Origin of the sequence: Stenotrophomonas sp. MH181796 (assembly GCF_009659995.1) — a bacterium.
GTDB lineage: Bacteria > Pseudomonadota > Gammaproteobacteria > Xanthomonadales > Xanthomonadaceae > Stenotrophomonas > Stenotrophomonas riyadhensis.
Genome location: NZ_RAHU01000002.1, coordinates 275,804 through 301,534, shown reverse-complemented (window position 1 = coordinate 301,534; position 25,731 = coordinate 275,804). Strand labels below are relative to the sequence as shown.

Genomic DNA, 25,731 nt, shown 5'->3' with positions numbered 1-25,731 from the left:
CTTCCACGGCGTACAGGGTAAGGCCTGCAGGTGATGGCGCATAGCCGGTGGCGGCGGCGGGCAGGGCGAGGGTCATGGCTCGGAAGGGGCTACGGTCATCAGGAAAAACGTACGGGCGCACGATTCGGGGTTTACGGGCTTCCATTGCCCCCCGGGTGGCGCGCTATGCTCGGCGGCTCAGGGGAGGCGACGCACAGACGGCGCCAAGAGATTGTCATTTGTCCACGCATGCTGAACCGGCGGAAGAGCCACCACACGAGGCTGTGCTGAGCACGGCGCTGGTGCGCGCGTTGCATGCGCTTTTGCCGGAAACGGCCGTGGTCCGCGTCGGCTGGGACGACCCGCAGCTTGGCCGTGGCCAGGGCGGCTGGCCGTCGCCGGCAGTTGCCGGCCACGTGGCCGCGGAGCCGGGAACCGGCGATGGCCAGCATGGCTGGGAGTACGACGGTGCTCGGCTGCTGTTGTCGGTGGCCGGAGCGGCGCCTTCGCCGGCCTGGTGGGGGGTGGCCCGGCAGGCGATGGAGCTGGCGCTGCAGCGCGGCCGCCAGGCCGGCCAGATCAAGGCGCTGGAAGAGGCCGAGCGGCTGCAGCAGGCGTTGTTCCAGATTGCCGATCTGGCCGGTGCCGACCTGGAAATGCCCGAGATGCTGCGCCACGTGCATGGCGTTCTGGGCACGCTGATGTATGCGGAGAACTGCTACATCGTCGAGTACGACGACGTGCGCGACCAGATACGCTTCCTGTACTTCGCCGATCAGGTGGACGACTTCGTCGCCGATCCCACGCAGAGCCATGACGCCAGCGAGATGCCGCGCAGCCTGACCGTGGCGCTGCTGCGTCATGGCAGGCCGCTCAGTGGTCCCTCGCGCAAGCTGCTGGCGCAGGTGATGGAGCAGGAACACGACCCGCAGCGCGGCCCGGAAAGCCTGGACTGGCTGGGTGTGCCGATGCTGCGCGATGGCCGCGTATGCGGTGCCATCGTGGTTCAGAGCTATGAACAGGCGGCCCGCTATGGCGAGGCCGAGCGCGCATTGCTGGGCTTCGTTGCGCAGCACGTACAGACCGCGATGGACCGGCGCCAGGCGCAGGTGCGGCTGGAACAGCAGGTGGCGCGGCGCACCCAGGAACTGCAGCGCGCCAACCACAGTCTGCAGGACGAGGTGGCCGAGCGTCGTCGCGCCGAACAGCTGCAGACCGCCCTGTACAACATCGCCGAGATGGCGATGTCGGCCGACAGCCTGGCCCAGTTCTACGGACAGGTGCATGGGGTGGTCGGGCGCCTGCTCGACGCTCGCAATTTCTACATCGCCCTGGTGAACCCTGCCGGCAACGGCCTGGACTTCGTCTATTCGGTGGACGAACACAACGCCAGCCGCGCGCCGCGACCGTTCAGCCGTGGCCTGACCGAATACGTGGTACGCAACCGGCGCCCGCTGCTGGCTTCGCGTGGGCAGATCGACGCGTTGCTGGCCAGCGGCGAAGTGCGCGAATCCGGTACGCGCTCGCACTGCTGGCTGGGCGTGCCACTGCTGCGCGACGACGAAGTAGTTGGCGCGATCGTGGTGCAGAGCTACAGCGAGAGCAGCGCCTTCAGCGTGCACGATCAGCGTCTGCTGACCTTCGTCGCGCAGAACATCGGCACCGGGCTGGCCCGCCAGCGTGACCAGCAGCGGCTGCGCTCGGCGCACGCCGAGCTGGAGAAGCGCGTGGAAGAGCGAACCCGCGAACTGGCCGAAGTCAACGAAAAACTGCTCGGCCAGATCGGCGAGCGCCTGCGCGCCGAACAGCGCCTGACCCACCAGGCCATGCACGATGCGTTGACCGGCCTGCCCAACCGCCTGCACCTGCTGGATCGCCTGCAGGATGCGCTGGCGCTGGCCCGGCGCGAGGGCGGCCCGGTGTTCGCCGTGCTGTTCCTCGACCTGGACCGCTTCAAGCTGGTCAACGACAGCATCGGCCATGCCGCCGGCGACCGCATGCTGGTGGAAGTGGCCAAGCGCATCGTGTCGATGGCCGGCACCGAGGACGTGGTGGCCCGGCTGGGCGGCGACGAATTCGCGGTGCTGCTGCAATGCCCGCAGGGCCTGGCGCAGGCCTTGGACTTTGGCCAGCGCCTGCTGCTGGCATTGCAGGAATCGATGTGGATCGCCGGGCGCGAACTGTTCCCGTCCGGCAGCCTGGGCATCGCCTTGTGGAACCCCCGCTACCGCACCGGCGAAGAGCTGCTGCGTGATGCCGACGCTGCGATGTACCGGGCCAAGGCGCAGGGCCACGACCGCTGCGCGATATTCGACGAGGACATGCGCGAGCAGGCCATGCGCAGCCTTGATCTGGAAGCCGACCTGCGCCGTGCGATCAACAACCGCGACTTCGTGCCGTTCTACCAGCCGATCGTGCGCCTGTCCGATGGCGAGGTGGTGGGTCACGAGGCGCTGCTGCGTTGGCAGCACGAGCGCCGTGGGCTGCTGTTGCCTGGCGCGTTCCTGGAGCTGGGCGAGGAGAGCGGCCTGATCGAACAGGTCGACTGGCTGATCTACGAGCAGGTCATCGCCGGCCTGGTCGAAGGCGGGCACAGCTATGTATCGGTGAACGTGTCACCGCGCCATTTCCGCTCCGCGGAGTTCAGCGACCGCCTGTTCGGCCTGCTGGACGAGTATGGTGCGGATCCGCAGCGACTGCGCCTGGAAATTACCGAGGTGGCGCTGCTGGATGATGGTCCGCACACCCTGCGCATCCTGCAGGGCCTGCGCGAGCGCGGCATCCAGGTGCAGCTGGACGATTTCGGTACCGGCTTCTCGGCGCTGTCCTACCTGCACCGCTTCCCGATCAGTACGCTGAAGATCGACCAGAGTTTCATCGCCGGCCTGCATGGGCCGGAAGTGCAGAGCACGCGCGCGCTGGTCGAGGGCGTGCTGTCGCTGGCGCGCACGCTGGGCATCGAGACCATCGGCGAGGGCATCGAGACCGAGGCGCAGCAGCAGACGCTGCGCGAACTCGGCTGCGACTACGGCCAGGGCTATCTGCTGGGGCGGCCCGCACCGCGGGGCTGCGCGGCGGTCTGAGCCGCCGCGCAGGGAAGCATCAGCGCAGGGCGGCGCGACGCTTTTCGTCGATCCACTTCGAGGCCTGCGCCGGCTGGTAGTTCTTCATCCACTCCAGCATCGCTTCGATGTCCGAGCCGTACCACAGGTCCTGGCGCTGGTCCGGGTGCAGGAAGCGCTCTTCCACCATGCGGTCGATCATGCCGATCAGCGGGGCGTAGAAACCTTCCACGTCGAGGAACGCGCACGGCTTGTTGCCGATGCCCAGCTGGCGCCAGGTCAGCATCTCGAAGATCTCTTCCATGGTGCCGAAGCCGCCGGGCAGCGTGACGAAGCCATCGGCGAGGTCGAACATGCGCGACTTGCGTTCATGCATCGAACCGACGATCTCCAGTTCGGTCAGGCCGCGGTGGGCCACTTCCCAGTCGGCCAGCTGGCGCGGAATCACGCCGGTCACCTCGCCGCCGGCGGCGAGCACGGCATTGGCCACGGTTCCCATCAGGCCGACGTTGCCACCGCCGTACACCAGGCGCAGGCCATCACGGGCGATGCGGTCACCCAGTGCAATGGCGCGTTCGGTATAGGCCGGCTTGCTGCCAGCGTTGGAACCACAGTACACACAGATCGATTTCATGGATCTTCCTGTCTCTTGGCCGGAAACGAAAACGCCCCGTCGCCGACCGCAGGGCGGTCAGGGACGGGGTGTCTATGGATTATGGACCTTCGTGGTTGCTGCCTGTAGAGCCGCGCCGCGCTCGGCTGTTATTCGTTCAGTAGAGTCGAGCTTGCTCGACTATCGCGTTACCTGAACGAAGTGCAGTCGAGCAAGCTCGACCCTACAAAGAACGAGGCTTACGCCGCGGCGGCCTGCTCGCGGCGCGGGCCTTCACGCAGGGCGCGGCCCACCAGGCCCACCAGCAGGTCCAGCTCCTCGCTGTCCATGCCGAAGTGCGGGGTGAAGCGCAGCGAGTTCTCGCCGCCGTGGATCACGTTGATGCCGTGCTGGCGCAGCCATTCTTCGGTGGAGTTGGCGCCGTAGCACTTGAACTGAGGAGCCAGCTCGCAGGAGAACAGCAGGCCGGTGCCCTGCACCTTGGTGATCAGGCCGCCCAGCTCGTTCTTCAGCTGTTCCAGCTTGCGCACGGCCTCGGCACCACGCTCGGCGATGTTGGCGCGCACCTGCGGGGTCAGCTGGGCCAGGGTGGCACAGGCCACGTCCAGCGCACGCGGGTTGCTGGTCATCGTGTTGCCATAGATGCCCTTGCGGTACAGCTGCGCGGCATGCTCGGTCACCGCCAGCACCGACAGCGGGTACTGCGCGGCGTTGAGCGCCTTGGAGTAGGTCTCCATGTCCGGCGGGTCCAGGCCTTCGAAGCCCGGGTAATCGACCACCGACAGCACGCCATGCGCGCGCAGGCCGGCCTGGATCGAGTCGAGCAGCAGCAGGCTGCCATGGGCACGGGTCAGTTCGCGGGCCACGGCATAGAACGACGGCGGCACCGAGCGGCCCGGGTCGCCTTCGCCCATCACCGGCTCCAGGAACACTGCCTCGATGAACCACTGGTTGCGCGCGGCATCCTCGAACACCTTGCGCAGGCCGGCTTCGTCGTACGGCGCCACGGTGATCACCGAGTCTTCGCCACGGTAGCTGGCCAGGTGCTGCATGTAGCTCTTGCGGCTGGAATCCGAATAGAGGGCAGGGCGGTCGGTACGTCCATGGAAGCTGCCCTTGACCACCACGCGCTTGATCGCAGCACCGGCGTGGCGGGCGCCCGGGTCGGTCTGCAGCTTGGCGTTGACGTCGGCGATGCGCGCGGCCAGGCCAACGGCCTCTGAACCGGAATTCAGGCACATGAAACGGGTGAACGGGCAGCCGCCACGGCGATGGCCGATCTCGGCGCGCAGGGCGGTGATGAAACGCTGCTGCGACAGGCTGGGGGTCATGATGTTGGCCATCACCTGCGGGCGGGCCATCGCCTCCAGCACGGCATCCGGGGTGTGCCCGAAGCCGAGCATGCCGTAACCGCCGGCGTCGTACAGCACGGCGCCCTTCAGGGTGACCACCCACGGGCCGCGCGCGGCCAGTGCCACGTATGGGGTCACCGCGTCATCGGCGTAGAAATTGACGAAACCGTCCTGCATCGCGTCGATCTGCGCCTGTTCGTCCTGCGCCAGCAGCGGCCCCAGGTCGGCCTGCACGCGCGCGAATTCCTCGGCGGCGGCATCCACCGCGGCGATCAGCTGCGGATGGTTGGCGGACAGGGCGGTCAGGGTGGCATCGTCCAGGCCGGAGGTGAGGCGGGTGCCGGGCTGGTTGCGCAGGGGGGCGAGGCGTTCGATGAAGCTCATTGCAGATCTCCTGAAACAATGGGTCGCACGGGTCTTCAAAAGCAAAACGCGCGTCATCACGCGCGCTTGGGGCAGGCTCGTGCAGCGGACTTCCGGTTCGATGCTAGCACTTGTTTTTTTGCGCGATAACCCCGCAGAAACCTGCTGCATAGCAGCATTTTGCGCGACGTTCGCCGCGAAGCGCGCCGGCTCGCAGACGCTGGACGTACAATGCGCGCCATTGTCGACCTGTTGCCGCCCACCGCCTTGAAGAAGTCCGATTTCAACTACGACCTGCCGGCTGAACTGATCGCGCAGGCGCCCCTGGCCGAACGTTCCGCCAGCCGCCTGCTGCTGGTGCCGCAAGCCCCCGCCGCGTTCACCGACCTGCAGGTGCGTGACCTGCCGTCACTGCTGCAGCCCGGCGACCTGCTGGTGTTCAACGACACCCGGGTGATCCCGGCGCGCCTGTTCGGGCAGAAGGCCAGCGGCGGCCGCGTGGAGGTCCTGATCGAGCGCCTGCTGGGCGCCCAGCAGGCCCGCGCGCAGGTGGGGGCCAGCAAATCGCCGAAGGCCGGCAGCCGCATCGCGTTGGACGCAGGCGGCGAAGCCGAGGTGCTGGGCCGCGATGGCGAGTTCTACGTGCTGCAGTTCCATGTGCCGGAATCACTGGAGCAGTGGCTGCTGCATGCCGGTCGCCTGCCGTTGCCGCCGTACATCCAGCGCGAGCCGGGTGTGGATGACCGCGAGCGCTACCAGACCGTGTTCGCGCGTGAAGTGGGCGCGGTGGCGGCACCGACCGCCGGCCTGCATTTCGACGAACCGCTACTGGCCGCATTGAAGGACAAGGGCGTGGACTTCGGTCACGTCACCCTGCACGTGGGTGCCGGCACCTTCCAGCCGGTGCGTGCCGATGACCTGAAGGACCACGTGATGCACCGCGAGTGGCTGAATGTCGGTGCCGAGCTGGTGCAGCAGGTGCGGCGCACGCGCGCCGCCGGCGGCCGCGTGATCGGCGTCGGCACCACCGTGGTGCGCGCGCTGGAAAGCGCGATGCGCGAGGGTGAACTGCTGCCGTTCGCCGGCGAGACGCAGATCTTCATCACCCCGGGCTACCGCATCCGCAGCGTCGACGCGATGGTGACCAACTTCCACCTGCCGGAAAGCACGTTGCTGATGATGATTTCCGCGTTCGCCGGCAAGGAGCGCGTGTTCGAGGCCTACCAGCACGCGATCGAGCAGCGCTACCGCTTCTTCAGCTACGGCGACGCGATGCTGCTGTTCCCGCAGGCGGGGTAGTGCAGCCTGGGAGGGCAGGGTCCCCTGTGGGTGTGCACCTTGGTGCGCACGCCTTCTTGGGAGACAATAGGCAACTATTTGCCTGAATGACCGCTCCATGTCCCGACTGCAGTTCCAGCTCAAGACCCGCGACGGCCGTGCCCGCCGTGGCCGCCTGACCTTCCCGCGTGGCACGGTGGAAACGCCGGCCTTCATGCCGGTGGGGACCTATGGCTCGGTCAAGGGCATCCTGCCGGACCAGGTGCGTGCGCTGGGCGCCGAGATCATCCTCGGCAACACGTTCCACCTGTACCTGCGCCCGGGCCTGGACATCATTGCCGACCACGGCGGCCTGCACGGCTTCTGCCGCTGGGACGGCCCGATCCTGACCGACTCCGGCGGCTTCCAGGTGTTCTCGCTGGCCCACCGCCGCAAGATCACCGAGCAGGGCGTGACCTTTGCCTCGCCCACCGACGGTGCCCGCGTGTTCCTGGGCCCGGAAGAGAGCATGAAGATCCAGAAGGTGCTCGATTCGGACGTGGTGATGATCTTCGACGAGTGCACCCCGTACCCGGCCACCGAGGACGTCGCCCGCCGCTCGATGGAGCTGAGCCTGCGCTGGGCCCAGCGCAGCCGCAATGCGCATGACGAGCTGGGCAACGACGCGGCCCTGTTCGGCATCGTCCAGGGCGGCGTGCACACCGATCTGCGCAGCCGCTCGGCCGAGGCCCTGCAGGCGATCGGCTTCGACGGTTACGCCATCGGTGGCCTGGCCGTGGGCGAGCCGGAGCACGAGCGCAACGCCATGCTCGACCACCTAGACCCGGAACTGCCGGGCGACCGTCCGCGCTATCTGATGGGTGTGGGCCGGCCGGAAGACCTGGTCGAGGGTGTCGCACGTGGCGTGGACATGTTCGACTGCGTGATGCCGACCCGCAACGCCCGCAACGGCCACTATTTCACCTCGTTCGGCACCGTCCGCATCCGCAATTCCCAGTACGCGCGCGACATGGACCCGATCGAGCCGGGTTGCGGCTGCGTGGCCTGCACCGGTGGCTATACCCGTTCCTACCTGCGCCACCTGGACCGCTGCAACGAGATGCTGGCGCCGATGCTGGGCACCCTGCACAACCTGTTCTATTACGAAAAGCTCATGGCCGACATCCGTGCGGCGATCGAAGCGGGAACCTTCCTGGCCTTCCGTGAGTCTTTCTACGCGGCACGCGGGGCGGTAGCCCCCCCCCTGTAACCCGAACACCCCCTGCCAAACGGCCCAAGGACGAACGCCCGGGGCCGTGGCATACTTCAAGGCTGACCCAGATCCGCGGTCGACACCCCGTGCCCGTGAAAGGGCCGGAGCGCCGCCCAACCAAAGGACCAACGATGAACCTGCTTGCCTTCCTGATTCCCGCCGCCCACGCCCAGGCCGCCGGCGGCCAACCGCAGGGCATGGGCCTGACCACGCTGCTGTTCCCGATCATCCTGATCGCCATCATGTACTTCCTGATGATCCGCCCGCAGATGAAGCGGCAGAAGGAACACAAGTCCATGCTGGAGAAGATCAAGCGTGGTGACGAAGTGCTGACCAATGGCGGCATCGCCGGCAAGGTCACCGACATCGGCGACAACTTCATCACCATCGAAGTGGCCGAGAACGTGCGCATCCGCGTGCAGAAGGGCGCTGTTGGCAGCGTGCTGCCGACCGGTACCCTGGATTCGGCCAAGTAAGCCACTCCCTTTCCGATGCACAACCGCGGCGCCGGGGATGGCGCCGCGCGGGACCCAAGCAATGCTCGAATTTCCACGCTGGAAGTACGTCGTCATCCTGATCGTACTGGCGCTCAGCGCGCTGTACGCGCTGCCCAACATCTACCAGAAGGACCCGGCCCTCCAGATCACCGCCAACCGTGGCGGCCAGATCGACGATGCGCTGCGCGACCGTGTGCTGGCCGACCTGAAGACGGCCGGTGTCACCACCATCGGTGTCGAGAAGGAAGGGGAAAGCCTGATTGTCCGCCTGCCGGACCTGAAGGCGCAGTCCGCTGCCAGCGACGCCCTGCGTGACACCATCGGCGAGAAGTACACCGTGGCCCTGAACCTGGCCTCGACCGTGCCGGACTGGCTTGCCAACCTCGGCGGTCGTCCGATGGTGCTGGGCCTGGACCTGCAGGGCGGCGTGCACTTCGTGCTGCAGGTCGACCAGAAGGCCGCCCTGGACAAGCGCCTGGATGCCTACACCGAAGACGTGCGCAGCACCCTGCGTGATGCGCGCATCCCGTACCAGTCGGTGGAACGCCGCGCTGACAGCAGCATCGTGGCCAACCTGAGCCCGTCTGCCGGTGACGATGCACCGCAGCGTGCCCGCGCCGCGCTGGTCAAGGCGCAGCCGACCCTCGGCTACGACGTCAGCGGCAACCGCATCACGGTGACCGTGCCGGAAACCGAGATCACCCAGATCGCCAATGGCGCCATCGAGCAGAACATCAACACCCTGCGCAACCGCGTGAACCAGCTCGGCGTGTCCGAGCCGATCATCCAGCGCCAGGGTGCCGACCGCGTGGTCGTGCAGCTGCCGGGCGTGCAGGACACCGCCGAAGCCAAGCGCATGATCGGCGCCACCGCCACCCTGGAATACCGGGCCGTGGTGGACGGTAATGCACAGGACGCCATCAACTCCGGGCGCATTCCGCCGGAAGCGAAGGTCTACCAGCGTCGTGATGGCGGTGGCCCGATCCTGCTGAACAAGCGCGTGATCGTGACCGGCGACCAGATGGTCGGTGCACAGGCGGTGACCGATTCGAACAGCGGTTCCCCGGCGGTCAGCGTGACGCTGAACAACGTCGGCGGCCAGCGCATGTTCGACTTCACCAGCGCCAACGTGAACAAGCCGATGGCGGTGGTCTACACCGAGCGCGTGCCCACCGTGACCGTCGTCGACGGCCAGGAAGTGCGTGGCTTCAAGGTCAACGAGGAAGTGATCTCGGTGGCCAACATCAACGGCGTGTTCGGCAAGAACTTCCAGACCACCGGCCTGCAGAAGAAGGAAGCCGAGGACCTGGCCAAGCTGCTGAAGTCGGGCTCGCTGGCCGCGCCGATGGACTTCGTCGAAGAGCGCGTGGTCGGCCCGAGCCTGGGTGCCGAGAACGTCAAGAACGGTATGCGCGCGGTGGTGTTCGCGTTCCTGTTCACCCTGGTGTTCTTCAGCGTCTACTACCGCATGTTCGGCGTGATCACCTCGATCGCGATGCTGTTCAACCTGCTGATCGTGGTGGCGGTGATGTCGCTGTTCGGCGCGACCATGACCCTGCCGGGCTTCGCCGGCCTGGCGCTGTCGGTCGGCCTGTCGGTGGACGCCAACGTGCTGATCAACGAGCGTATCCGTGAAGAGCTGCGTGCCGGCGTGCCGGGCAAGACCGCGATCGTGACCGGTTACGAGCGTGCCTCGGGCACCATCCTCGACGCCAACCTGACCGGCCTGATCGTCGGTGTGGCGCTGTTCGCATTCGGTACCGGTCCGCTGAAGGGCTTCGCGCTGACCATGATCATCGGTATTTTCGCCTCCATGTTCACCGCGATCACCGTGTCGCGTGCGCTGGCGACGCTGATCTACGGCCGCCGCAAGAAGCTCCAGAACGTGGCCATCTGACGGGACGACACGCACATGAAACTGTTTCCGCTGCACATCCTCCCGAACGACACCAAGATCGACTTCATGCGCTGGCGCCATGTCGCGATGGTCGTCACGGTCATCGTGTTCCTGGCCTCGGTCGCCATCATCGGCGTCAAGGGCTTCAACTACGCCCTGGACTTCACCGGCGGCACGCTGATCGAAGCCCGCTTCGACAAGGCGGTGGACGTCGAGCAGGTCCGCACCAAGCTCGAGCAGAACGGCTTCGAAGGCGCCCAGGTGCAGAGCGTCGGTGGCAACACCGACCTGCTGATCCGCCTGGCCCCGCATGGTGAGCACGCTGCCGGTACCGGCGACGCCGCACACGAGGACAAGGCCACCGCCGCAGCCGTGGTGAAGGCGCTGTCCACCGCCGACAACCAGGCCACCGTGCTCCGCAACGAGTTCGTGGGTCCGCAGATCGGCAAGGACCTGGCGATGAATGGCCTGTACGCCACCATCTTCATGCTGGCCGGCTTCCTGATCTACATCGCGGTTCGCTTCGAGTGGAAGTTCGCGGTCACCGCCAGCATCGTGGCGATGTTCGACCTGATCGTGACGGTCGCTTACGTGTCCCTGCTGGGCCGTGAGTTCGACCTGACCGTGCTGGCCGGCCTGCTGTCGGTGATGGGCTTTGCGATCAACGATCTGATCGTGGTCTTCGACCGCGTCCGCGAGAACTTCCGCAGCCTGCGCGTGGACTCGATGGAAGTGCTGAACCGTTCGATCAACCAGACGCTGTCGCGTACGGTGATCACTGCGGTGATGTTCTTCCTGTCGGCGCTTGCCCTGTACATGTACGGCGGCAGCTCGATGGAAGGCCTGGCCGAGACGCACATGATCGGTGCGGTGATCGTGGTGCTGTCCTCGATCCTGGTGGCGGTGCCGATGCTGACGATCGGTTTCCTGCGCGTCAGCAAGCAGGACCTGCTGCCGAAGGCGAAGGACGTCGAGGCCCTGGCCCGTCGCCCGTAAGCACCTGCTGCCTGCAGCACACAGAGAACCCCGCGCAAGCGGGGTTTTTTGTTGGCAGGGCTGGTACGCGTCATCGCATGCGCGCTGTCGCTCCCACGCTTCGCTGCGCGAACCGTGGGCCCCACTTACCAGCTCCCAGACCCCCGCCGCTTCGCGGCCGCCCCCTGACTCAGGGGGCTCTGCCCCAGATCGTTTCCTGCGGCTGTTGGTAGGTGTCGACCTTGGTCGACACATCTGTCAGATATTGAACAATCAAGATGGGGTCAGATCCGTTTTCCTGCGGAAAACGGATCTGACCCCACGAGCTTGCCTGACAGATCGCGGAAACCTGTCGAAGGCGGGGTGGGTCCGGTTGAGGGGGCGTGAGCCGCATGGATGCGGCGACCGAGCTTACATGGACGTACTTGCAGCGTCCCCCGCAACCGGGCCCACCCCGCCACCCCACAGGAACCCAGCTTTTGACGTTGCTCCGGCTCCGGCCGTTGCTCCGGCCTCTGCAGGTGCAGGGCGCAGCCCTGCAAAAAGAAACCCCACCCTACGCCAGCGTCGGTTGTGCAATCTTCCCCCGCGCACTACGATCCTGCGGTTCGCGCGCGCAGGCGCGCGCCCGTATTCCTGCTGAGCGCCCCGCGCGCCGCATCTGCCAACCCGAGGTATCCATGGTCATCAAACCGCGCGTCCGCGGCTTCATCTGCGTCACCACCCACCCGACCGGCTGCGAGGCCGCGGTCAAGCAGCAGATCGACTACATCCGCGCACGCCCGCCGATCCAGAACGGCCCGAAGCGCGTGCTGGTGATCGGCGCCTCCACCGGCTACGGCCTGGCCGCACGCATCACTGCCGCCTTCGGCAGCGGTGCTGCGACGCTGGGCATTTTCTTCGAGCGTCCGGGCAGCGAGAGCAAGCCGGGTACCGCGGGCTGGTACAACTCGGCTGCGTTCCACAAGTACGCCGACGAAGCCGGCCTGTACGCCAAGAGCATCAACGGCGATGCCTTCTCCGATGAAGTGAAGGCGAAGACCATCGAGATGATCAAGGCCGACCTCGGCCAGGTCGACCAGGTCGTCTACAGCCTGGCCGCGCCGCGCCGCAAGCACCCGAAGACCGGCGAGATCATCAGCTCCACGCTGAAGCCGATCGGTGAGCAGATCACCCTGCGCGGCCTGGATACCGACAAGGAAGTAATCACGGAAACCACCCTGCAGCCGGCGACCCCGGAAGAGATCGCTGGCACCGTCGCGGTCATGGGTGGCGAAGACTGGCAGATGTGGATCGATGCGCTGGCTGACGCCGGCGTGCTGGCCAATGGCTGCACCACCACCGCCTTCACCTACGTGGGCGAAGAGATCACCCAGGCGATCTACTGGAATGGCTCGATCGGTGCGGCCAAGAAGGACCTGGACACCAAGGTGCTGGGCCTGCGCGAGAAGCTGGCCAAGATCGGTGGCGACGCGCGCGTGTCGGTGCTGAAGGCCGTGGTCACCCAGGCCAGCTCGGCCATTCCGACCATGCCGCTGTACCTGTCGCTGTTGTTCAAGGTAATGAAGGAAAAGGGCACCCACGAGGGCTGCATCGAACAGCTCGACGTGCTGTACGACATCCTCTACGGCGGCAAGGCCGAGGGCGTGGCGGTCGATCGCCTGCGCCATGACCTGGTCGACGGTGATGGCCACACCGTCGCGCTGGTCGATGACGAAGGCCGCCTGCGTGCCGACTACAAGGAAATGGCCGCGGACGTGCAGGGCAAGGTGGTCGCGCTGTGGCCGCAGGTGACCAACGAGAACCTGTACGAGATCAGCGATCTGGCCGGCTACAAGGCCGACTTCCTGCGCCTGTTCGGTTTTGGCGTGGAGGGCGTCGACTACGAGGCTGACGTCAATCCGGACGTGAAGATTGAAAACCTGGTCGACATGACCTGATCAACGAAGAGGCCGGCGAAAGTCGGCCTTCTCTTTGGGTGGTGCCGGCCGCTGGCCGGCAATCCCGGCTACCTGAGGTTGCCGGCCAGCGGCCGGCACTACCATCGGTCATCCGAACTCGAAACCCATCTCCGGCAACGCCGGGCCGACGAAGTCGCCCTGCACATAGTCCACGCCGGCACTGAACAGCAGGGTCATCGAATTGGCATCGCTGACGAACTCGGCGATGGTGCGGATGCCGGCTTCCTGCGCGCGCGCGGTGATCTGGCTGATGCGATCGATGTTCTCGCGGGTGGCTGCCAGGTCGCTGGTGAAGCCACGATCCAGCTTGAGGAACTGTGGCTGGAAGTGGGCCAGCAGCTGGAAGGAATCCAGCCCCGAGCCGAACTGCTCCAGGCCGATGCGGCAGCCCAGTGGAGCCACCTCGGCGAGGAACTGCTGCGCACTGCGCAGGTGGGTGAACACCTTCGCTTCCGGCGCGTGCAGCCACAGCCGCTCGCCGGGCACGCCCTGTGCCTGCAGCTCGCGGCGCAGGGTGGCAATCATCTGCGGGTCATCGAACGATTCCGGGGTGACCTTCACCAGCACCTGCGTGGCATGGCCGTCACGTGCACGCTGGCCCAGCACCGCGATGGCCCGTGACACCACCCAGCGGTTGATGTCGGCCAGCAGGCCGTGTTCCTCCGCGATACCGAGGAACGCGGTCGGGCTCAGCAGTTCGCCGTTGTGCTCCAGGCGCAGATACGCCTCGTACAGCTCCAGTGACTCGCCCTGCAGGTTCAGCACCGGCTGGTAGTGCAGCTGGAAGCCATCACCGGCCAGCGCTTCACGGATACGGGCGACCCAGCGCAGGACGCGCTCTTCCTCCACGCGGTCGGCGGCGGCCGGATCGAAGATGCGGCAGGTGTTGCCCAGTTCGGCTGCGGCCTGCGTGCATTCACTGGCGCGCGCCAGCACCTGGCCGATGCTGGCGATCTTCTCGCCCACCTGCACGCCACCGATGCTGACCGTCACCGTCGCCGAGCGCGCGCCGATGCTGAAGACGTGTGCGGCGTAGGCTTCGCGGATGCGCTCGGCCAGTGCCACGGTCTGCGCGTAGGGCCCGGCCTGCAGCACGGCGAAATTGTGTTCGCCGAAGCGGGCCAGCTGCGCGTCTTCGCCAACGACCTCGGCCAGCAGCGCGGCGAGCGCGCCGATCAGGGTGTCGGCCGACGCCAGGCCGATGTCGGGCAGCAGGCGCGCATAGTGGTCCGGCTCGATCAGCAGCAGGCCGAACTGGCCCTCGCTGCGTCCGGCCTGGGCTACAGCGCTCTCCAGCTGCAGCATGAAGGTCGGGCGGTTGAGCAGGCCGGTGACCTGATCGCGCTGGCGCAGGTCTTCGACCTCGCGCGCCAGCTCCGGATCGAATTCCATGCGGCGGCGGAGCACCACCTGCAGGCAGGATTCGCCCTCGTAGGTGGCGGCCGTGAATTCCATCGTCGCCGGGAACGCGCTGCCATCCTCATGACGGGCATCAAGCTGGTACTGCGGCGGCGGCGCTTCGCCACGGCTGAGGCCCTTCAGCAGCTGCTTGAAGCCTTCCACGTGCTGGGCGGCGACCATGTCCAGCAGCGAGATGCCCTCGATGTCGTCGAAATGCTCGTAACCGAACATCTCCAGATAGGCGTCGTTGGCGCGGATGTGCATGCCTTCATGCACGTAGGCGATGGGGTCGCGCGAGGAGGCGATCAGCGCGTCGCAGCGGCGCTCGGTTTCGCGCATCTGCGCCTCGATGCGGCGCAGGCCGCGACGCGCCTGCAGGTCCACCCACTGGTCACGGACCACGGCGAGCAGGTGCTCCGGGCGTTGGCGCAGGGCGAGGGCGCGGATGCCGTGGCTGCTGGCCTGCACCAGTTCGTCCTCGTCGATGCGCTCGGCCAGCAGCACCAGCGGAATGTCCTTGCCGCTGGCGGCGATGTGCTGGGCCACCAGCGGCAGCGGGATGCCCGGCGAGGGTGAGACCAGCACCAGGTCGATGGCCTGGCTGGCCAGCACCTGGGCCAGCTCGGCCGCATCCTGTGGGCGCCACGGGCGCACCGCGATGCCGCTGTTGCGCAGGGTGCTGACGATGGCTTCGGCATTCTCGCCGCTGTCATCGACGATCAGCAGGCGGATGGTGATGTCGTTCGCGTTCTGCATGCACTGCTCCCCAATCTGCGAATCTAGATACACGATGCGCGGCGAACCGTCCATGCGCGCACCCCTTGCGCGCGTCGAACGGCGATGTGGTTCACACCACGCCGCCGGCCGCGTGGCCGCTGGCCCAGGCCCACTGGAAGTTGTAGCCGCCCAGCCAGCCGGTCACATCCAGCACCTCGCCGACGAAATGCAGGCCGGGCACGCGCTTGGATTCCATCGTCGAGGACGAGACCTCGGCGGTATCCACGCCGCCCAGGGTGACCTCGGCGGTGCGGTAGCCCTCGGTACCACTGGCCACCAACGGGAACGCGCCCAGCAGCTGCGCGGCCTGGCGTAGCACTGGCTCGTCCAGCTGGCGCACGGGCCGGTCAGGCAACCAGTGCTCGCACAGGCGTTGCGCCAGCCGCTTCGGCAGCACCTCGCCCAGTACCGTACGCAGTTCCGCGGCAGGCCGCTCGCGCTTCATCTGGCGCAGCCACTCGCCGGCATCCTGGCCGGGCAGCAGGTCCAGCTCCAGCGCATCGCCGGGTTGCCAGAACGAGGAGATCTGCAGGATCGCCGGGCCACTCACGCCGCGATGGGTCAGCAGCATGAAGTTCTGGAAGCTCTTTCCGTTGCAGCGCGCCTCGATGGGGAGAGCAACGCCGCTGAGATCGGCCAGTCGTTCCTGGTGCTTGCCGCTGAGCGTCAGTGGCACCAGGCCGGCGCGGGTCGGCAGCACCTGGTGGCCGAACTGTCGGGCCACGTCATAGCCGAAGCCGGTGGCGCCCATGCTCGGAATCGACAGGCCGCCGGTGGCGACCACCAGCGAGGCGCAATGGAACAGGCCCTGCGTGGTGTGCACGCGGAAGCCGTCGCTGCCGTGCTCGATGCGCTGCACACTGCAGTCCGTGCGGACCTGCACGCCTGCTGCCTGGCATTCGTCCACCAGCATCTTCACGATCTGCTTGGACGAGATGTCGCAGAACAGCTGGCCCAGTTCCTTCTCGTGGTAGGCGATGCCGTGCTTGCTGACCAGCTCGATGAAGTGCCAGGGCGTGTAGCGGGCCAGCGCCGACTTGCAGAAGTGCGGGTTGGCCGACAGGAAGTTGGCCGGGGTGGTACCGGTGTTGGTGAAGTTGCAGCGGCCACCGCCGGACATCAGGATCTTCTTGCCAACCTTGTTGGCATGGTCGATCACCTGCACCTGGCGGCCGCGCTGGCCAGCGGTGATCGCGCTCATCAGTCCGGCCGCACCGGCGCCGATGACCACCACATCGCAGCGGATCGTGCTCATGCCTTGGCGCGCTTGCGCCAGTTCGGGATCACGTCGAGCTGCATCTGGTCGTTGAGCAGCTGCACCTCGCCATCCTGGATCAACACGCTCCAGCGCATGGCGCGCTGAATCTGCTGGCCCCAGCGCTCGACGAATTCACCGTCCAGATCAACCACCGAGAGATTGTCGAAGCGCGCCAGGCCCTTGCCCTGCTTGCTCCACCAGATCTCCGAGGCGTTGCCGCCGTAGTTGACCACCTGCACCTGACGGCTGCGGTTGCTGGCCTTGCGGATGCGCGACTCGTCCGGATGGCCCAGGTCGATCCATTGCAGGATGTCGCCGGTGTAGTCGTGTTCCCACAGATCGGGTTCGTCATCGGTGCTCAGGCCGCGGCCGAATTCGAGGCGATCGCCGGCATTGAGGGCGAAGGCGAGCAGGCGCACCATCAGGCGTTCGTCGGTCTCGGACGGATGCTGGGCCAGGGTCAGGTTGTGGGTCGCGTAGTAACCGCGATCCATGTCGCTGATCTGCAGTTCGGCCTTGCGGATGGTGGCAGTAAGAGCCATGGGGGATCCGTGGACTAAAGACGACAATGATAGAGGTTTGCTCCAGGGGTGTCCGTTGCCGGGCTGTCTGTGGCGCGTCAACGTGGCACGCTTGCACTCCTTTCCGCCGCAGGAGTGGCTCCGATGACCCTGCCCAGCCGCCTGCAGCTGCCGCCCGGCCACTGGCCCAGCCTGCTCGATGGCCTGTGCGCGCGTTTCCCGCGCATCGACCGCGTGCAATGGCAGGACCGTTTCGCCCGTGGCCGCGTGCAGGATGCGCAGGGCAGGGCACTGGCGCCGGACATGCCCTGGCAGGTGGGGCTGGAAATCCAGTACTTCCGCGAAGTTGCCGACGAGCGGGTGATTCCCTTCTCCGAGAGCATCCTGCATCTGGATGCGCACCTGCTGGTCGCCGACAAGCCGCACTTCCTGCCGGTGACGCCGGCCGGTGGCTATGTGAGCGAAACCCTGCTGGCTCGCCTGGTCGCACGCACCGGCAACACCGAGCTGGCGCCGTTGCACCGCTTGGATCGGCTGACCGCCGGCCTGGTGCTGTTTTCGACCCAGGCAGCCACACGTGACGCCTATCAGCGGCTGTTCCGCGAGCGGCGCATCGAGAAGAGCTATGAGGCGCTGGCACCGGCGCTGCCCGGGCTGGCGTTTCCGCTGCAGCGGGACAGCCGGCTGGTGCCGGGTGAACCGTTCTTCCGCATGGCCGAAGTGCCGGGAGAGCCCAATGCGCGCAGCCGGATCGAGTTGATCGAGACCGAGGGGCCGGTCTGGCGCTACCGGCTGCGGCCGGAAACCGGCCGCAAGCACCAGCTGCGCGTGCACATGGCGATGCTGGGGGCTCCGATCGTGGGTGATGACCTGTATCCGCAGCTGATGCCGCGCCTGGCCGGGGCCATCGAGCCCCCCCTGCAGCTGCTTGCACAGGGGCTGGCCTTCGACGATCCATTGAGCGGGGAGCCGAGGCGGTTCAGCAGCCAGCGCCGCCTGTGCCTGCCCGGCCTGGGCGGGTAGGGCCGTTCAGCGAACCGGGCGTCGCGCCAGCCAGCGGTCCAGTTCGGCGGCGAACAGCTGCCGGTCGCGGGGTCCCAGCGGCGGTGGGCCCCCGGTCTGCACCCCGGCGCCGCGCAGCTCTTCCATGAAATTGCGCATCGACAGCCGCTCGGCCATGTTGTTCGGGGTGTACAGCTGGCCGCGTGGGTTCAATGCCACGGCCTTCTTTTCCAGCACCAGTGCGGCCAGCGGGATGTCCTGGGTGACCACCAGGTCACCGGCGGCGACCCGCTCGACGATGGCGCTGTCGGCCACGTCCAGGCCCTGGGGCACCTGGATCGAGCGCAGCCAACGCGACGGCGGGGTGCGGATCCACTGGTTGGCAACCAGGGTCAGTTCGATCCCGACCCGTTCAGCGGCCCGGAACAGGATGTCGCGAATGACGCCAGGGCAGGCGTCCGCGTCCACCCAGATGCGGGGGAGGGCGGGTTCAGCTTGGGTTTCAGCTTCAGTCATTTACCCAGTGTAGGGTAGGAAAATCCTGAATGGGGACTCGGGCTTAGCCTCGATCAGCTGCCAGCCCTTGTCACGCCTAGCGGCCGGGGCCTGCCCATGAACGTCCGGGCTATCGCTTTTTGCAGAAAACACGCGTATCGTTCGTCCCACTGTGTTTGCTAGGGTCACCGTGAATCGTGGCCTGGTGCAGTTGATCTCACGATCCGCTCATCGATCCGCTTTACCAACGCCTGCAACTCAGTCTCGGCCCCGATACCCGGTGGCTGCGATTTTTTCAACATGTGTTTCAGGAGTTAGTCAAATGTCTGATCGTCAGACCGGCACCGTCAAGTGGTTCAACGACGCCAAGGGCTTCGGCTTCATCACCCCGGAAAGCGGCCCGGACCTGTTTGTGCACTTCCGTGCCATCCAGGGCACCGGCTTCAAGACCCTGCAGGAAGGCCAGAAGGTTACCTTCATCGCCGTCCAGGGTCAGAAGGGTATGCAGGCTGACCAGGTGCAGGCGGTCTAATCCGTCTGCTACCGTTTGGTAGCCAGAACGCCGGAAGCGAAAGCTTCCGGCGTTTTTTATTGCCTGCTGCTTTGTAGAGTCGAGCTTGCTCGACTGTCTCTGGAAAGCAGTCGAGCAAGCTCGACTCTACAAAGGGCATGCAGCTGGCGCGGTACGATGCAGGTCTTCCCAAGGATCGTCCCCATGCGCATCGTCCATCATCTGGAAAACTCCCGTTCCCTGCGCGTGCTGTGGATGCTGGAGGAGCTGGGGCTGGACTACGAACTGCGCCGTTATCCGCGCGATCCGAAGACGCTGCTGGCGCCGCCGGAACTGCGCAACGTGCATCCACTGGGCAAGTCGCCGGTACTGCAGGATGGCGAACTGGTACTGGCCGAGTCCGGCGCGATCCTCGACTACCTCGCTGACCGCTACGACACCCAGCGCCAGCTGTCGCCGTCGCCGATGCCGGCCGATGGTGCCGAGCGCATTGCCTACCGCTACTGGCTGCACTACGCCGAAGGTTCGGCGATGCCGCCGCTGCTGCTGACTCTGGTGATGGGCCGCATCCGCAACGCGCCGATGCCGTTCTTCGTACGCCCGATCGCTCGGAGCATCGCCGACAAGGCCGAGCAGGGCTTCATCGGCCCGCAGCGACGCCTGCACCTGGACTGGATGGAGCGCCGCCTGGCCGAAAGTCCGTGGTTTGCCGGCGAGCGCTTCAGTGCGGCCGACATCCAGATGAGCTTCCCGATCCAGGCCGCTGCCGCTCGCGGTGGTGGCCTCGACGACAAGCCGGCACTGCGTGGCTTCCTCAAGCGTATCGGTGAGCGCCCGGCCTACCAGCGTGCCGAGGCCCACGGCGGCCACCTGCAGGCGCTCAGCGGCAATTGAGGCGGGCGGCCGTCGCCCCCATCTTCAGCACCATGGATACCGACAGCCCCCGTTTCGACAACCGCCTGCTGCATGCCCTGCCGGGCGACCCCGAATCCGGCCCGCGCCGCCGCGAAGTGCTGGGCGCGGCCTGGTCGCCGGTGATGCCGACCCCGGTGACGGCGCCCACGCTGCTGGCCTGGGCGCCGGACGTCGCCGCGATGCTCGGCTTCGATACCGCTGAGGTCGAGAGCGAAGGTTTCGCGCGTGTATTCGGTGGCAACGCACTGTATGCAGGCATGCAGCCATGGGCCGCCAACTACGGTGGCCATCAGTTCGGCCACTGGGCCGGGCAGCTCGGCGACGGCCGCGCGATCTCGCTGGGCGAGTTGGTCGCACCGGATGGCCGCCACTGGGAGCTGCAGCTGAAGGGGGCCGGACCGACGCCGTATTCACGCGGCGCCGATGGGCGCGCAGTGCTGCGCTCGTCGATCCGCGAATTCCTGTGCAGCGAGGCGATGCACTACCTCGGCGTGCCGACCACGCGCGCGTTGTCGCTGGTCGGTACCGGCGAGGACGTGGTGCGTGACATGTTCTATGACGGCCATCCGCGTGCCGAGCCCGGCGCCATCGTATGTCGGGTGTCGCCGTCGTTCCTGCGCTTTGGTTCCTTCGAACTGCCGGCGTCGCGCGGGGAAACCGCCTTGCTGCAGCAGCTGGTCGATGCCTGCATCGCACGTGATTTCCCCGAACTGGAAGGGCAGGGCGAGGCGCTGTATGGCGACTGGTTCGGGCAGATCGCGGTGCGCGCTGCCGAGATGATCGCGCACTGGATGCGCGTCGGTTTCGTGCATGGCGTGATGAACACCGACAACCTGTCCGTGCTCGGCCTCACGCTCGACTACGGTCCCTACGGCTGGGTCGAGGACTTCGATCCGGAGTGGACGCCGAACACCACCGACGCGCAGGGCCGCCGCTACCGCTTCGGTACCCAGCCGCAGGTGGCGTACTGGAACCTGAGCCGATTGGCGCAGGCGTTGTCGCCGTTGTTTGCCGATGTGGCACCGCTGCAGGCCGGTCTGGCGGCCTACCAGTCCACCTTCGTGGCCTGCACGCGCCGCGACGCCGCAGCCAAGCTCGGTCTGGCTGCGGCCGACGATGACGACCTGCAGCTCTACCTGCGCTGGCAGCAGCTGATGCAGGACGGTGCCATGGACATGACCCTGGCCTGGCGCGCGCTGATGCGTATCGATCCGGCGGCACCGGATGCGGCGCTGCTGGATGCGGTGTACTACGACCAGACGCGCCAGCAGGCGGTGCAGGCGCCGTTGCAGCAGTGGCTGCAGGACTACGCGGTGCGGTTGCAGGCCGATCCGTTGTCGGCCAGCGAACGTACGGCGAAGATGGCCGCGGCCAATCCGCTGTATGTGCTGCGCAACTGGCTGGCGCAGGAAGCCATCGATCGTGCAGAGCAGGGCGACCTCGGTGGCGTTCACGCACTGCAGGACGTGCTGCGCGACCCGTACACCGAGCGCGCCGGGCTGGAACACTTCGCAGGCAAGCGCCCGGCGTGGGCGGACAATCGCGCCGGCTGCTCGATGCTGTCCTGCAGTTCCTGAGGGTGGGTTTCGGCAGGGCTGCGCCCTGCACCTGCAGAGGCCACCGCGCAAGCAAAGCCAAAGCCAAAGCCAAAGCGGCTCTGGATTATTGATGGTCTGGCGGGGCGGTGTGGGGCTGCAGGACACGCCGTAAACCCGTCCCTGGGGGCTCGATGGCGCCATCCATGGCGCCAACGGTCCTGCAGCCCCACACCGCCCCACCTCCGACAGATTCCCGCTGCTGTGGGTGGGTGTCGACCTTGGTCGACACGGTAGATCCACGCCATGCGTGGATGCTTTTCGTTCAATTCTCGAAATATTCGATTTCGATTGAGATTCATCCACGCATGGCGTGGATCTACAGAAAGCAATGCCCGACAGATCGCAGAAATCTGTCGAAGGCGGGGTGGGTCCGGTTGCGGGGGCGTGAGCCGCATGGATGCGGCGACCGAGCTTACATGGACGTACTTGCAGCGTCCCCCGCAACCGGACCCACCCCGCCATCCCACAGGAAACCCGCTGTTGCCCTTGCTGTTGCCGTTGCCGTTGCCTTGGCTTGGCTTGAAGCCTCTGCAGGCGCCGGGCGCAGCCCGGCCGATACCCCCAACAGGCAGGCGGCGCCCGGAACAGGTACCCTATGCCGCCATCAGATAGCCAATGTGACATGACCGACGCCATCGTCGCTCCGCAGTGGGCCTCCCGCCTGCGCGACATCGCCGACTTCCCCAAGCCCGGCATCCTGTTCAAGGACATCATGCCGCTGCTCGCCCACGGCGAGGACTTCCGCGGCGCCATCACCGCGATGGCCGACCGCTGGCGCGACCAGAAGCTGGACGCGGTGGTCGGCATCGAATCGCGCGGCTTCATCCTCGGCGCCGCGATGGCGCTGGAACTGGGCGTCGGCTTCGTGCCGGTGCGCAAGCCGGGCAAGCTGCCGGGCCAGGTGCTGCGCGAGGAATACACGCTGGAATACCGCAGCGACTGCATCGAAGTGCACGCCGATGCGCTGCCGGCCGGTGCCCGCGTCGCGATCATCGACGACGTGCTGGCCACTGGCGGCACGCTGGTCGCCGCGTTGTCGCTGGTGCGCCGCCTGGGCGTTGACGTGGTCGGTGCCGGCGTGCTGGTCGAACTGGACGGTCTCGGCGGCCGCGCCCGCTGGGAAGCGGACCTGCCGCTGCACACCGAACTGGTGTTCTGATCGAAGGGTGGGTGCCAACCAAGGTTGGCATCTACCAGAGCGAATGGCCTGGAGCCGGTAGTTGCCAACCTTGGTTGGCAGCGCTTTTCTCGATTGATGCCATGGACGGGCCAACCAAGGTTGGCCACTACCAGGTCAGGTCGTTGCCAACCGAGGTTGGCAACGCTGCTTCAGTCACATCATCCGCACGCGGAAACGACGGCCCTTGATCTTGCCGGCTTCCAGCTTGGCCACGGCCTTGTTGGCCTGCTCACGCGCGATCGCCACATAGGAGCGGGTCGGGAAGATCGCGATCTTGCCGATGAACTTGCTCGACAGGCCGGCATCACCGGTCAGTGCACCGAGGATGTCGCCCGGGCGCAGCTTGTCGGTCTTGCCGCCGTCGATGCGCAGCGTGCGCATTGCGGCCTGCGGCAGTTCAGACGGGCGCGAGGTTGCCAGCGGCGTCTTCTGCCAGTCCAGCGGCTGCCCCATCTGCGCTTCGATGGCTTCGGCGCGGGTCTTCTCGCGGCCGGCCACCAGGCTGATCGCCAGGCCACTGGCACCGGCTCGGCCGGTACGGCCGACGCGGTGCTGGTAGCTCTCCACATCGGTCGGCAGCTCGTAGTTGATCACCGCCGCCAGCTCTTCCACATCGAGGCCGCGTGCGGCGACGTCGCTGGCCACCAGTACGTTGCAGCTGCGGTTGGCCAGCAGCAACAACACTTCCTCGCGATCGCGCTGTTCCATGTCGCCATGCAGGGCCAGTGCGGAGAAGCCGAACTGCTGCAGTGAGTTGGCCACTTCGTCCACGTCCTTGCGGGTGTTGCAGAAGACCACCGCCGATTCCGGCGTGTACTTCAGCAGCAGGCCGGCCAGTGCCTTCTGGCGGTGCGCCGGTTCCACCTCGCAGAACAGGTGGCGGATCGCCGGAGCCTGGTCGGCACCCTCCACGGTCACTTCCACCGCGTCGCGCAGCAGGTCACGCGCCATGGCGCGGATGCTGTCGGGGAAGGTGGCCGAGAACAGCAGGCTCTGGCGATCCTTGTGGGTGCGGCCGGCGATCTCGCGGATCGGCTCTTCGAAGCCCATGTCGAGCATGCGGTCGGCCTCATCCAGCACCAGCGTGCGCACCGCGCCCAGGTTCAGCGCACGCTTGCGTGCCAGTTCCTGCACGCGGCCGGGCGTGCCGACCACCACATGCGGATCGTGGCCTTCCAGCGATGCCAACTGCGGTCCCAGCGGTACGCCGCCAACCAGCAGCAGCAACTTCAGGTTGGGAATGCCGGTGGCCAGCTTGCGGATCTGCTTGCCGACCTGATCGGCCAGTTCGCGGGTCGGGCACAACACCAGCGCCTGCACGCGGATCAGGCTGGGGTCGATGGACTGCAGCAGGCCCAGGCCGAAGGCGGCGGTCTTGCCGCTGCCGGTCGGCGCCTGTGCGATCACATCGCGGCCATCGAGGATGGCCGGCAGGCTCTGCGCCTGCACGGGGGTGAGGGTGGTGTAGCCGAGGGCATCCAGGCCGGGCTGCAGGGCCGGGCTCAGCGGCAGGGTCGAGAAGTCAGTCATGGCGCATTGTACCCGTCCGCGCGGCCGCTCCCGCCTAATGGGATGGGGTCGGATCCCTTTCCGCAGGAAAGGGCTCTGCCCCCCAATTGGAGTCGCCATCCACGCATGGCGTGGATCTACGGGTGGGTGCCGACCCTGGTCGGCACGCTCCTGCTCAGCCCAGCACGGCCAGCACGCCCTGGTGGATCGCCAGGCCCCCGAACAGCAGCCAGGCAAACAGGATCAGCGCCAGCAGCAGCGGCTTCAGCCCGGCCTGGCGCAGCGCCGAGACGTGGGTGGTCAGGCCCAGTGCCGCCATCGCCATCGCCAGCAGCACGGTATCCAGCTGCACCAGCCCCGCCTGCAGGCCAGCCGGCAGCAGGTGCAGCGAGTTGAAACCGGCCACCGCCACGAAACCGAAGGCGAACCACGGCACCACAATGCGCGCCTTGCTGCCATCGGCGCTGGCCTTGCCGCCACGCGCCAGCCACAGCGACAGCACCACCAGGAACGGTGCCAGCAGCATCACCCGCACCATCTTGGTGATCACCGCCGTGTCAGCCGCCGCTTCGTTGACCGCGCGGCCAGCGGCGACCACCTGTGCCACTTCATGCACCGTCGCGCCGGTGAACAGACCGTACTGGCGCGCGTCCATTGCCAGCCAGCCGTGTGACTGCACCAGCGCATACAGCGCCGGGTACAGGAACATCGCCAGCGTGCCGAACACCACCACCGTCGACACCGCCACCGTGACCTGCGCAGCACGGCCGCGCACCACCGGCTCGGCGGCCATCACCGCTGCCGCACCACAGATCGCGCTGCCGGCACCGATCAGCATTGCCGCCTCACGCTCCATCTTGAACACGCGCACACCCAGCCAGCAGGCCAGGCCGAAAGTGCTGGCGACCACCAGCACGTCCATCAGCACGCCGGTGACGCCGACATGGCCGATGTCCTGGAAGGTCAGGCGCAGGCCGTACAGCACGATGCCGGCGCGCAGCAGCCAGTGCTTGGAGAAGCCAACACCGGCTGCGCTGCTCGGCGCCAGCCGCGGATAGAGGGTGTTGCCGACCACGATGCCGGCGACGATGGCCACGGTCAGCGCGCTCAGGCCGTGCGCTTGCAGCCAGGGTAGCTCGGCCAGGTACAGCGACGCCGCCGCGATCAGGCCCACCAGCAGCAGGCCGGGCAGGCGCGGCTGCCAGCGTTGGCGCAGGGCGGGCAGGGACCAGGGGGAGAGAGCGGGGGCGTTCATGGCAGGGGCAGGGCTGGAGTGATGGGGCAAGCGTGCGCCTCTGTCGCTGACCTGTAAAACGAATAATATGGGTGAAACCT

General features: G+C 66.8%; 20 protein-coding genes. 12 read left to right on the top strand and 8 right to left on the bottom strand.

All coding sequences use genetic code 11. The features are described from left to right. Nucleotides 1–218 precede the first annotated feature (218 nt). Nucleotides 219–3,062: an EAL domain-containing protein gene (locus D5301_RS05105; RefSeq protein WP_153855032.1), complete on the top strand. Its 2,844-nt coding sequence runs from the start codon at nt 219–221 to the stop codon at nt 3,060–3,062. A 19-nt stretch (nt 3,063–3,081) separates the two neighbouring features. On the opposite strand, the gene D5301_RS05100 is transcribed toward D5301_RS05105, so the two are convergent. Both D5301_RS05100 and D5301_RS05095 read right to left on the bottom strand, forming a co-directional pair. Further along, nucleotides 3,082–3,675 carry a TIGR00730 family Rossman fold protein gene (locus tag D5301_RS05100; RefSeq protein WP_010484495.1) on the bottom strand — a complete coding sequence of 198 codons (594 nt, stop codon included), beginning with the start codon at nt 3,673–3,675 and terminating at the stop codon, nt 3,082–3,084. A 218-nt stretch (nt 3,676–3,893) separates the two neighbouring features. Beyond that, nucleotides 3,894–5,390 (bottom strand): aminotransferase class III-fold pyridoxal phosphate-dependent enzyme, encoded by a 1,497-nt coding sequence (locus tag D5301_RS05095; protein ID WP_153855031.1) that lies wholly within the window; start codon nt 5,388–5,390, stop codon nt 3,894–3,896. Between the two features lie 210 nt (nt 5,391–5,600). Between D5301_RS05095 and queA the strand changes: the two genes are divergently transcribed. The 6 genes from queA (at nt 5,601) to fabV (ending at nt 13,208) form a co-directional block, all read left to right on the top strand. Next, the gene (queA, locus tag D5301_RS05090) at nt 5,601–6,668 is read left to right on the top strand and encodes a tRNA preQ1(34) S-adenosylmethionine ribosyltransferase-isomerase QueA (RefSeq protein WP_153855030.1); all 1,068 of its coding nucleotides are present in this window, start codon (nt 5,601–5,603) and stop codon (nt 6,666–6,668) included. Nucleotides 6,669–6,765: 97 nt separating this feature from the next. Continuing rightward, nucleotides 6,766–7,896 carry a tRNA guanosine(34) transglycosylase Tgt gene (gene tgt, locus D5301_RS05085; protein WP_006434331.1) on the top strand — a complete coding sequence of 377 codons (1,131 nt, stop codon included), beginning with the start codon at nt 6,766–6,768 and terminating at the stop codon, nt 7,894–7,896. 134 nt (nt 7,897–8,030) lie between these two features. Continuing rightward, complete coding sequence (yajC, locus tag D5301_RS05080; protein ID WP_014036867.1) at nt 8,031–8,375, top strand: preprotein translocase subunit YajC; 345 nt, start codon at nt 8,031–8,033, stop codon at nt 8,373–8,375. A 61-nt stretch (nt 8,376–8,436) separates the two neighbouring features. Beyond that, entirely contained in the window at nt 8,437–10,293 is a 1,857-nt protein-coding gene (gene secD / locus D5301_RS05075; RefSeq protein ID WP_153855029.1) for a protein translocase subunit SecD, read from the top strand. Between the two features lie 15 nt (nt 10,294–10,308). Continuing rightward, nucleotides 10,309–11,289: a protein translocase subunit SecF gene (gene secF, locus D5301_RS05070; RefSeq protein WP_014036869.1), complete on the top strand. Its 981-nt coding sequence runs from the start codon at nt 10,309–10,311 to the stop codon at nt 11,287–11,289. A 659-nt stretch (nt 11,290–11,948) separates the two neighbouring features. Beyond that, nucleotides 11,949–13,208: an enoyl-ACP reductase FabV gene (fabV, locus tag D5301_RS05065; protein WP_153855028.1), complete on the top strand. Its 1,260-nt coding sequence runs from the start codon at nt 11,949–11,951 to the stop codon at nt 13,206–13,208. A gap of 108 nt (nt 13,209–13,316) precedes the next feature. On the opposite strand, the gene D5301_RS05060 is transcribed toward fabV, so the two are convergent. From D5301_RS05060 to D5301_RS05050, 3 genes are all read right to left on the bottom strand, one after another. Then, on the bottom strand, nt 13,317–15,386 hold the full coding sequence (locus D5301_RS05060; RefSeq protein ID WP_153855027.1) for an EAL domain-containing protein: 2,070 nt from the start codon (nt 15,384–15,386) through the stop codon (nt 13,317–13,319). 91 nt (nt 15,387–15,477) lie between these two features. After that, nucleotides 15,478–16,662, bottom strand: a complete 1,185-nt coding sequence (locus tag D5301_RS05055; RefSeq protein WP_153855026.1) for an NAD(P)/FAD-dependent oxidoreductase — start codon at nt 16,660–16,662, stop codon at nt 15,478–15,480. After that, nucleotides 16,659–17,207: a YaeQ family protein gene (locus D5301_RS05050; RefSeq protein ID WP_153855025.1), complete on the bottom strand. Its 549-nt coding sequence runs from the start codon at nt 17,205–17,207 to the stop codon at nt 16,659–16,661. Before D5301_RS05050 ends, D5301_RS05055 begins: the two co-directional genes overlap by 4 nt. A gap of 123 nt (nt 17,208–17,330) precedes the next feature. Between D5301_RS05050 and D5301_RS05045 the strand changes: the two genes are divergently transcribed. Then, the gene (locus D5301_RS05045; RefSeq protein ID WP_153855024.1) at nt 17,331–18,209 is read left to right on the top strand and encodes a pseudouridine synthase; all 879 of its coding nucleotides are present in this window, start codon (nt 17,331–17,333) and stop codon (nt 18,207–18,209) included. A 6-nt stretch (nt 18,210–18,215) separates the two neighbouring features. Here the strand turns inward: D5301_RS05045 and D5301_RS05040 are convergent, their stop codons facing one another. After that, the gene (locus D5301_RS05040; protein WP_110712009.1) at nt 18,216–18,704 is read right to left on the bottom strand and encodes a YaiI/YqxD family protein; all 489 of its coding nucleotides are present in this window, start codon (nt 18,702–18,704) and stop codon (nt 18,216–18,218) included. A gap of 301 nt (nt 18,705–19,005) precedes the next feature. Here D5301_RS05040 and D5301_RS05035 point away from each other — a divergent pair, with 301 nt between their 5' ends. The 4 genes from D5301_RS05035 (at nt 19,006) to D5301_RS05020 (ending at nt 22,866) form a co-directional block, all read left to right on the top strand. Then, entirely contained in the window at nt 19,006–19,215 is a 210-nt protein-coding gene (locus D5301_RS05035) for a cold-shock protein (protein WP_004153307.1), read from the top strand. A 183-nt stretch (nt 19,216–19,398) separates the two neighbouring features. After that, nucleotides 19,399–20,088 (top strand): glutathione S-transferase, encoded by a 690-nt coding sequence (locus D5301_RS05030; RefSeq protein WP_153855023.1) that lies wholly within the window; start codon nt 19,399–19,401, stop codon nt 20,086–20,088. Nucleotides 20,089–20,120: 32 nt separating this feature from the next. Then, the gene (locus D5301_RS05025; protein ID WP_153855022.1) at nt 20,121–21,686 is read left to right on the top strand and encodes a YdiU family protein; all 1,566 of its coding nucleotides are present in this window, start codon (nt 20,121–20,123) and stop codon (nt 21,684–21,686) included. A gap of 643 nt (nt 21,687–22,329) precedes the next feature. Further along, nucleotides 22,330–22,866 (top strand): adenine phosphoribosyltransferase, encoded by a 537-nt coding sequence (locus D5301_RS05020; RefSeq protein ID WP_032969786.1) that lies wholly within the window; start codon nt 22,330–22,332, stop codon nt 22,864–22,866. Nucleotides 22,867–23,040: 174 nt separating this feature from the next. Here the strand turns inward: D5301_RS05020 and dbpA are convergent, their stop codons facing one another. Next, nucleotides 23,041–24,417 (bottom strand): ATP-dependent RNA helicase DbpA, encoded by a 1,377-nt coding sequence (dbpA, locus tag D5301_RS05015; protein WP_110712012.1) that lies wholly within the window; start codon nt 24,415–24,417, stop codon nt 23,041–23,043. Nucleotides 24,418–24,571: 154 nt separating this feature from the next. Beyond that, nucleotides 24,572–25,651 carry a YeiH family protein gene (locus D5301_RS05010; protein ID WP_153855021.1) on the bottom strand — a complete coding sequence of 360 codons (1,080 nt, stop codon included), beginning with the start codon at nt 25,649–25,651 and terminating at the stop codon, nt 24,572–24,574. Nucleotides 25,652–25,731 lie beyond the last annotated feature (80 nt).

What these genes read in the sequence shown, in the direction of transcription:
- D5301_RS05100 (WP_010484495.1), bottom strand. Translation starts at nt 3,675, where the DNA reads ATGAAATCGATCTGTGTGTACTGTGGTTCCAACGCTGGCAGCAAGCCG.
- D5301_RS05095 (WP_153855031.1), bottom strand. Translation starts at nt 5,390, where the DNA reads ATGAGCTTCATCGAACGCCTCGCCCCCCTGCGCAACCAGCCCGGCACC.
- queA (WP_153855030.1), top strand. Translation starts at nt 5,601, where the DNA reads ATGCGCGCCATTGTCGACCTGTTGCCGCCCACCGCCTTGAAGAAGTCC.
- tgt (WP_006434331.1), top strand. Translation starts at nt 6,766, where the DNA reads ATGTCCCGACTGCAGTTCCAGCTCAAGACCCGCGACGGCCGTGCCCGC.
- yajC (WP_014036867.1), top strand. Translation starts at nt 8,031, where the DNA reads ATGAACCTGCTTGCCTTCCTGATTCCCGCCGCCCACGCCCAGGCCGCC.
- secD (WP_153855029.1), top strand. Translation starts at nt 8,437, where the DNA reads ATGCTCGAATTTCCACGCTGGAAGTACGTCGTCATCCTGATCGTACTG.
- secF (WP_014036869.1), top strand. Translation starts at nt 10,309, where the DNA reads ATGAAACTGTTTCCGCTGCACATCCTCCCGAACGACACCAAGATCGAC.
- fabV (WP_153855028.1), top strand. Translation starts at nt 11,949, where the DNA reads ATGGTCATCAAACCGCGCGTCCGCGGCTTCATCTGCGTCACCACCCAC.
- D5301_RS05060 (WP_153855027.1), bottom strand. Translation starts at nt 15,386, where the DNA reads ATGCAGAACGCGAACGACATCACCATCCGCCTGCTGATCGTCGATGAC.
- D5301_RS05055 (WP_153855026.1), bottom strand. Translation starts at nt 16,662, where the DNA reads ATGAGCACGATCCGCTGCGATGTGGTGGTCATCGGCGCCGGTGCGGCC.
- D5301_RS05050 (WP_153855025.1), bottom strand. Translation starts at nt 17,207, where the DNA reads ATGGCTCTTACTGCCACCATCCGCAAGGCCGAACTGCAGATCAGCGAC.
- D5301_RS05045 (WP_153855024.1), top strand. Translation starts at nt 17,331, where the DNA reads ATGACCCTGCCCAGCCGCCTGCAGCTGCCGCCCGGCCACTGGCCCAGC.
- D5301_RS05040 (WP_110712009.1), bottom strand. Translation starts at nt 18,704, where the DNA reads ATGACTGAAGCTGAAACCCAAGCTGAACCCGCCCTCCCCCGCATCTGG.
- D5301_RS05035 (WP_004153307.1), top strand. Translation starts at nt 19,006, where the DNA reads ATGTCTGATCGTCAGACCGGCACCGTCAAGTGGTTCAACGACGCCAAG.
- D5301_RS05030 (WP_153855023.1), top strand. Translation starts at nt 19,399, where the DNA reads ATGCGCATCGTCCATCATCTGGAAAACTCCCGTTCCCTGCGCGTGCTG.
- D5301_RS05025 (WP_153855022.1), top strand. Translation starts at nt 20,121, where the DNA reads ATGGATACCGACAGCCCCCGTTTCGACAACCGCCTGCTGCATGCCCTG.
- D5301_RS05020 (WP_032969786.1), top strand. Translation starts at nt 22,330, where the DNA reads ATGACCGACGCCATCGTCGCTCCGCAGTGGGCCTCCCGCCTGCGCGAC.
- dbpA (WP_110712012.1), bottom strand. Translation starts at nt 24,417, where the DNA reads ATGACTGACTTCTCGACCCTGCCGCTGAGCCCGGCCCTGCAGCCCGGC.
- D5301_RS05010 (WP_153855021.1), bottom strand. Translation starts at nt 25,651, where the DNA reads ATGAACGCCCCCGCTCTCTCCCCCTGGTCCCTGCCCGCCCTGCGCCAA.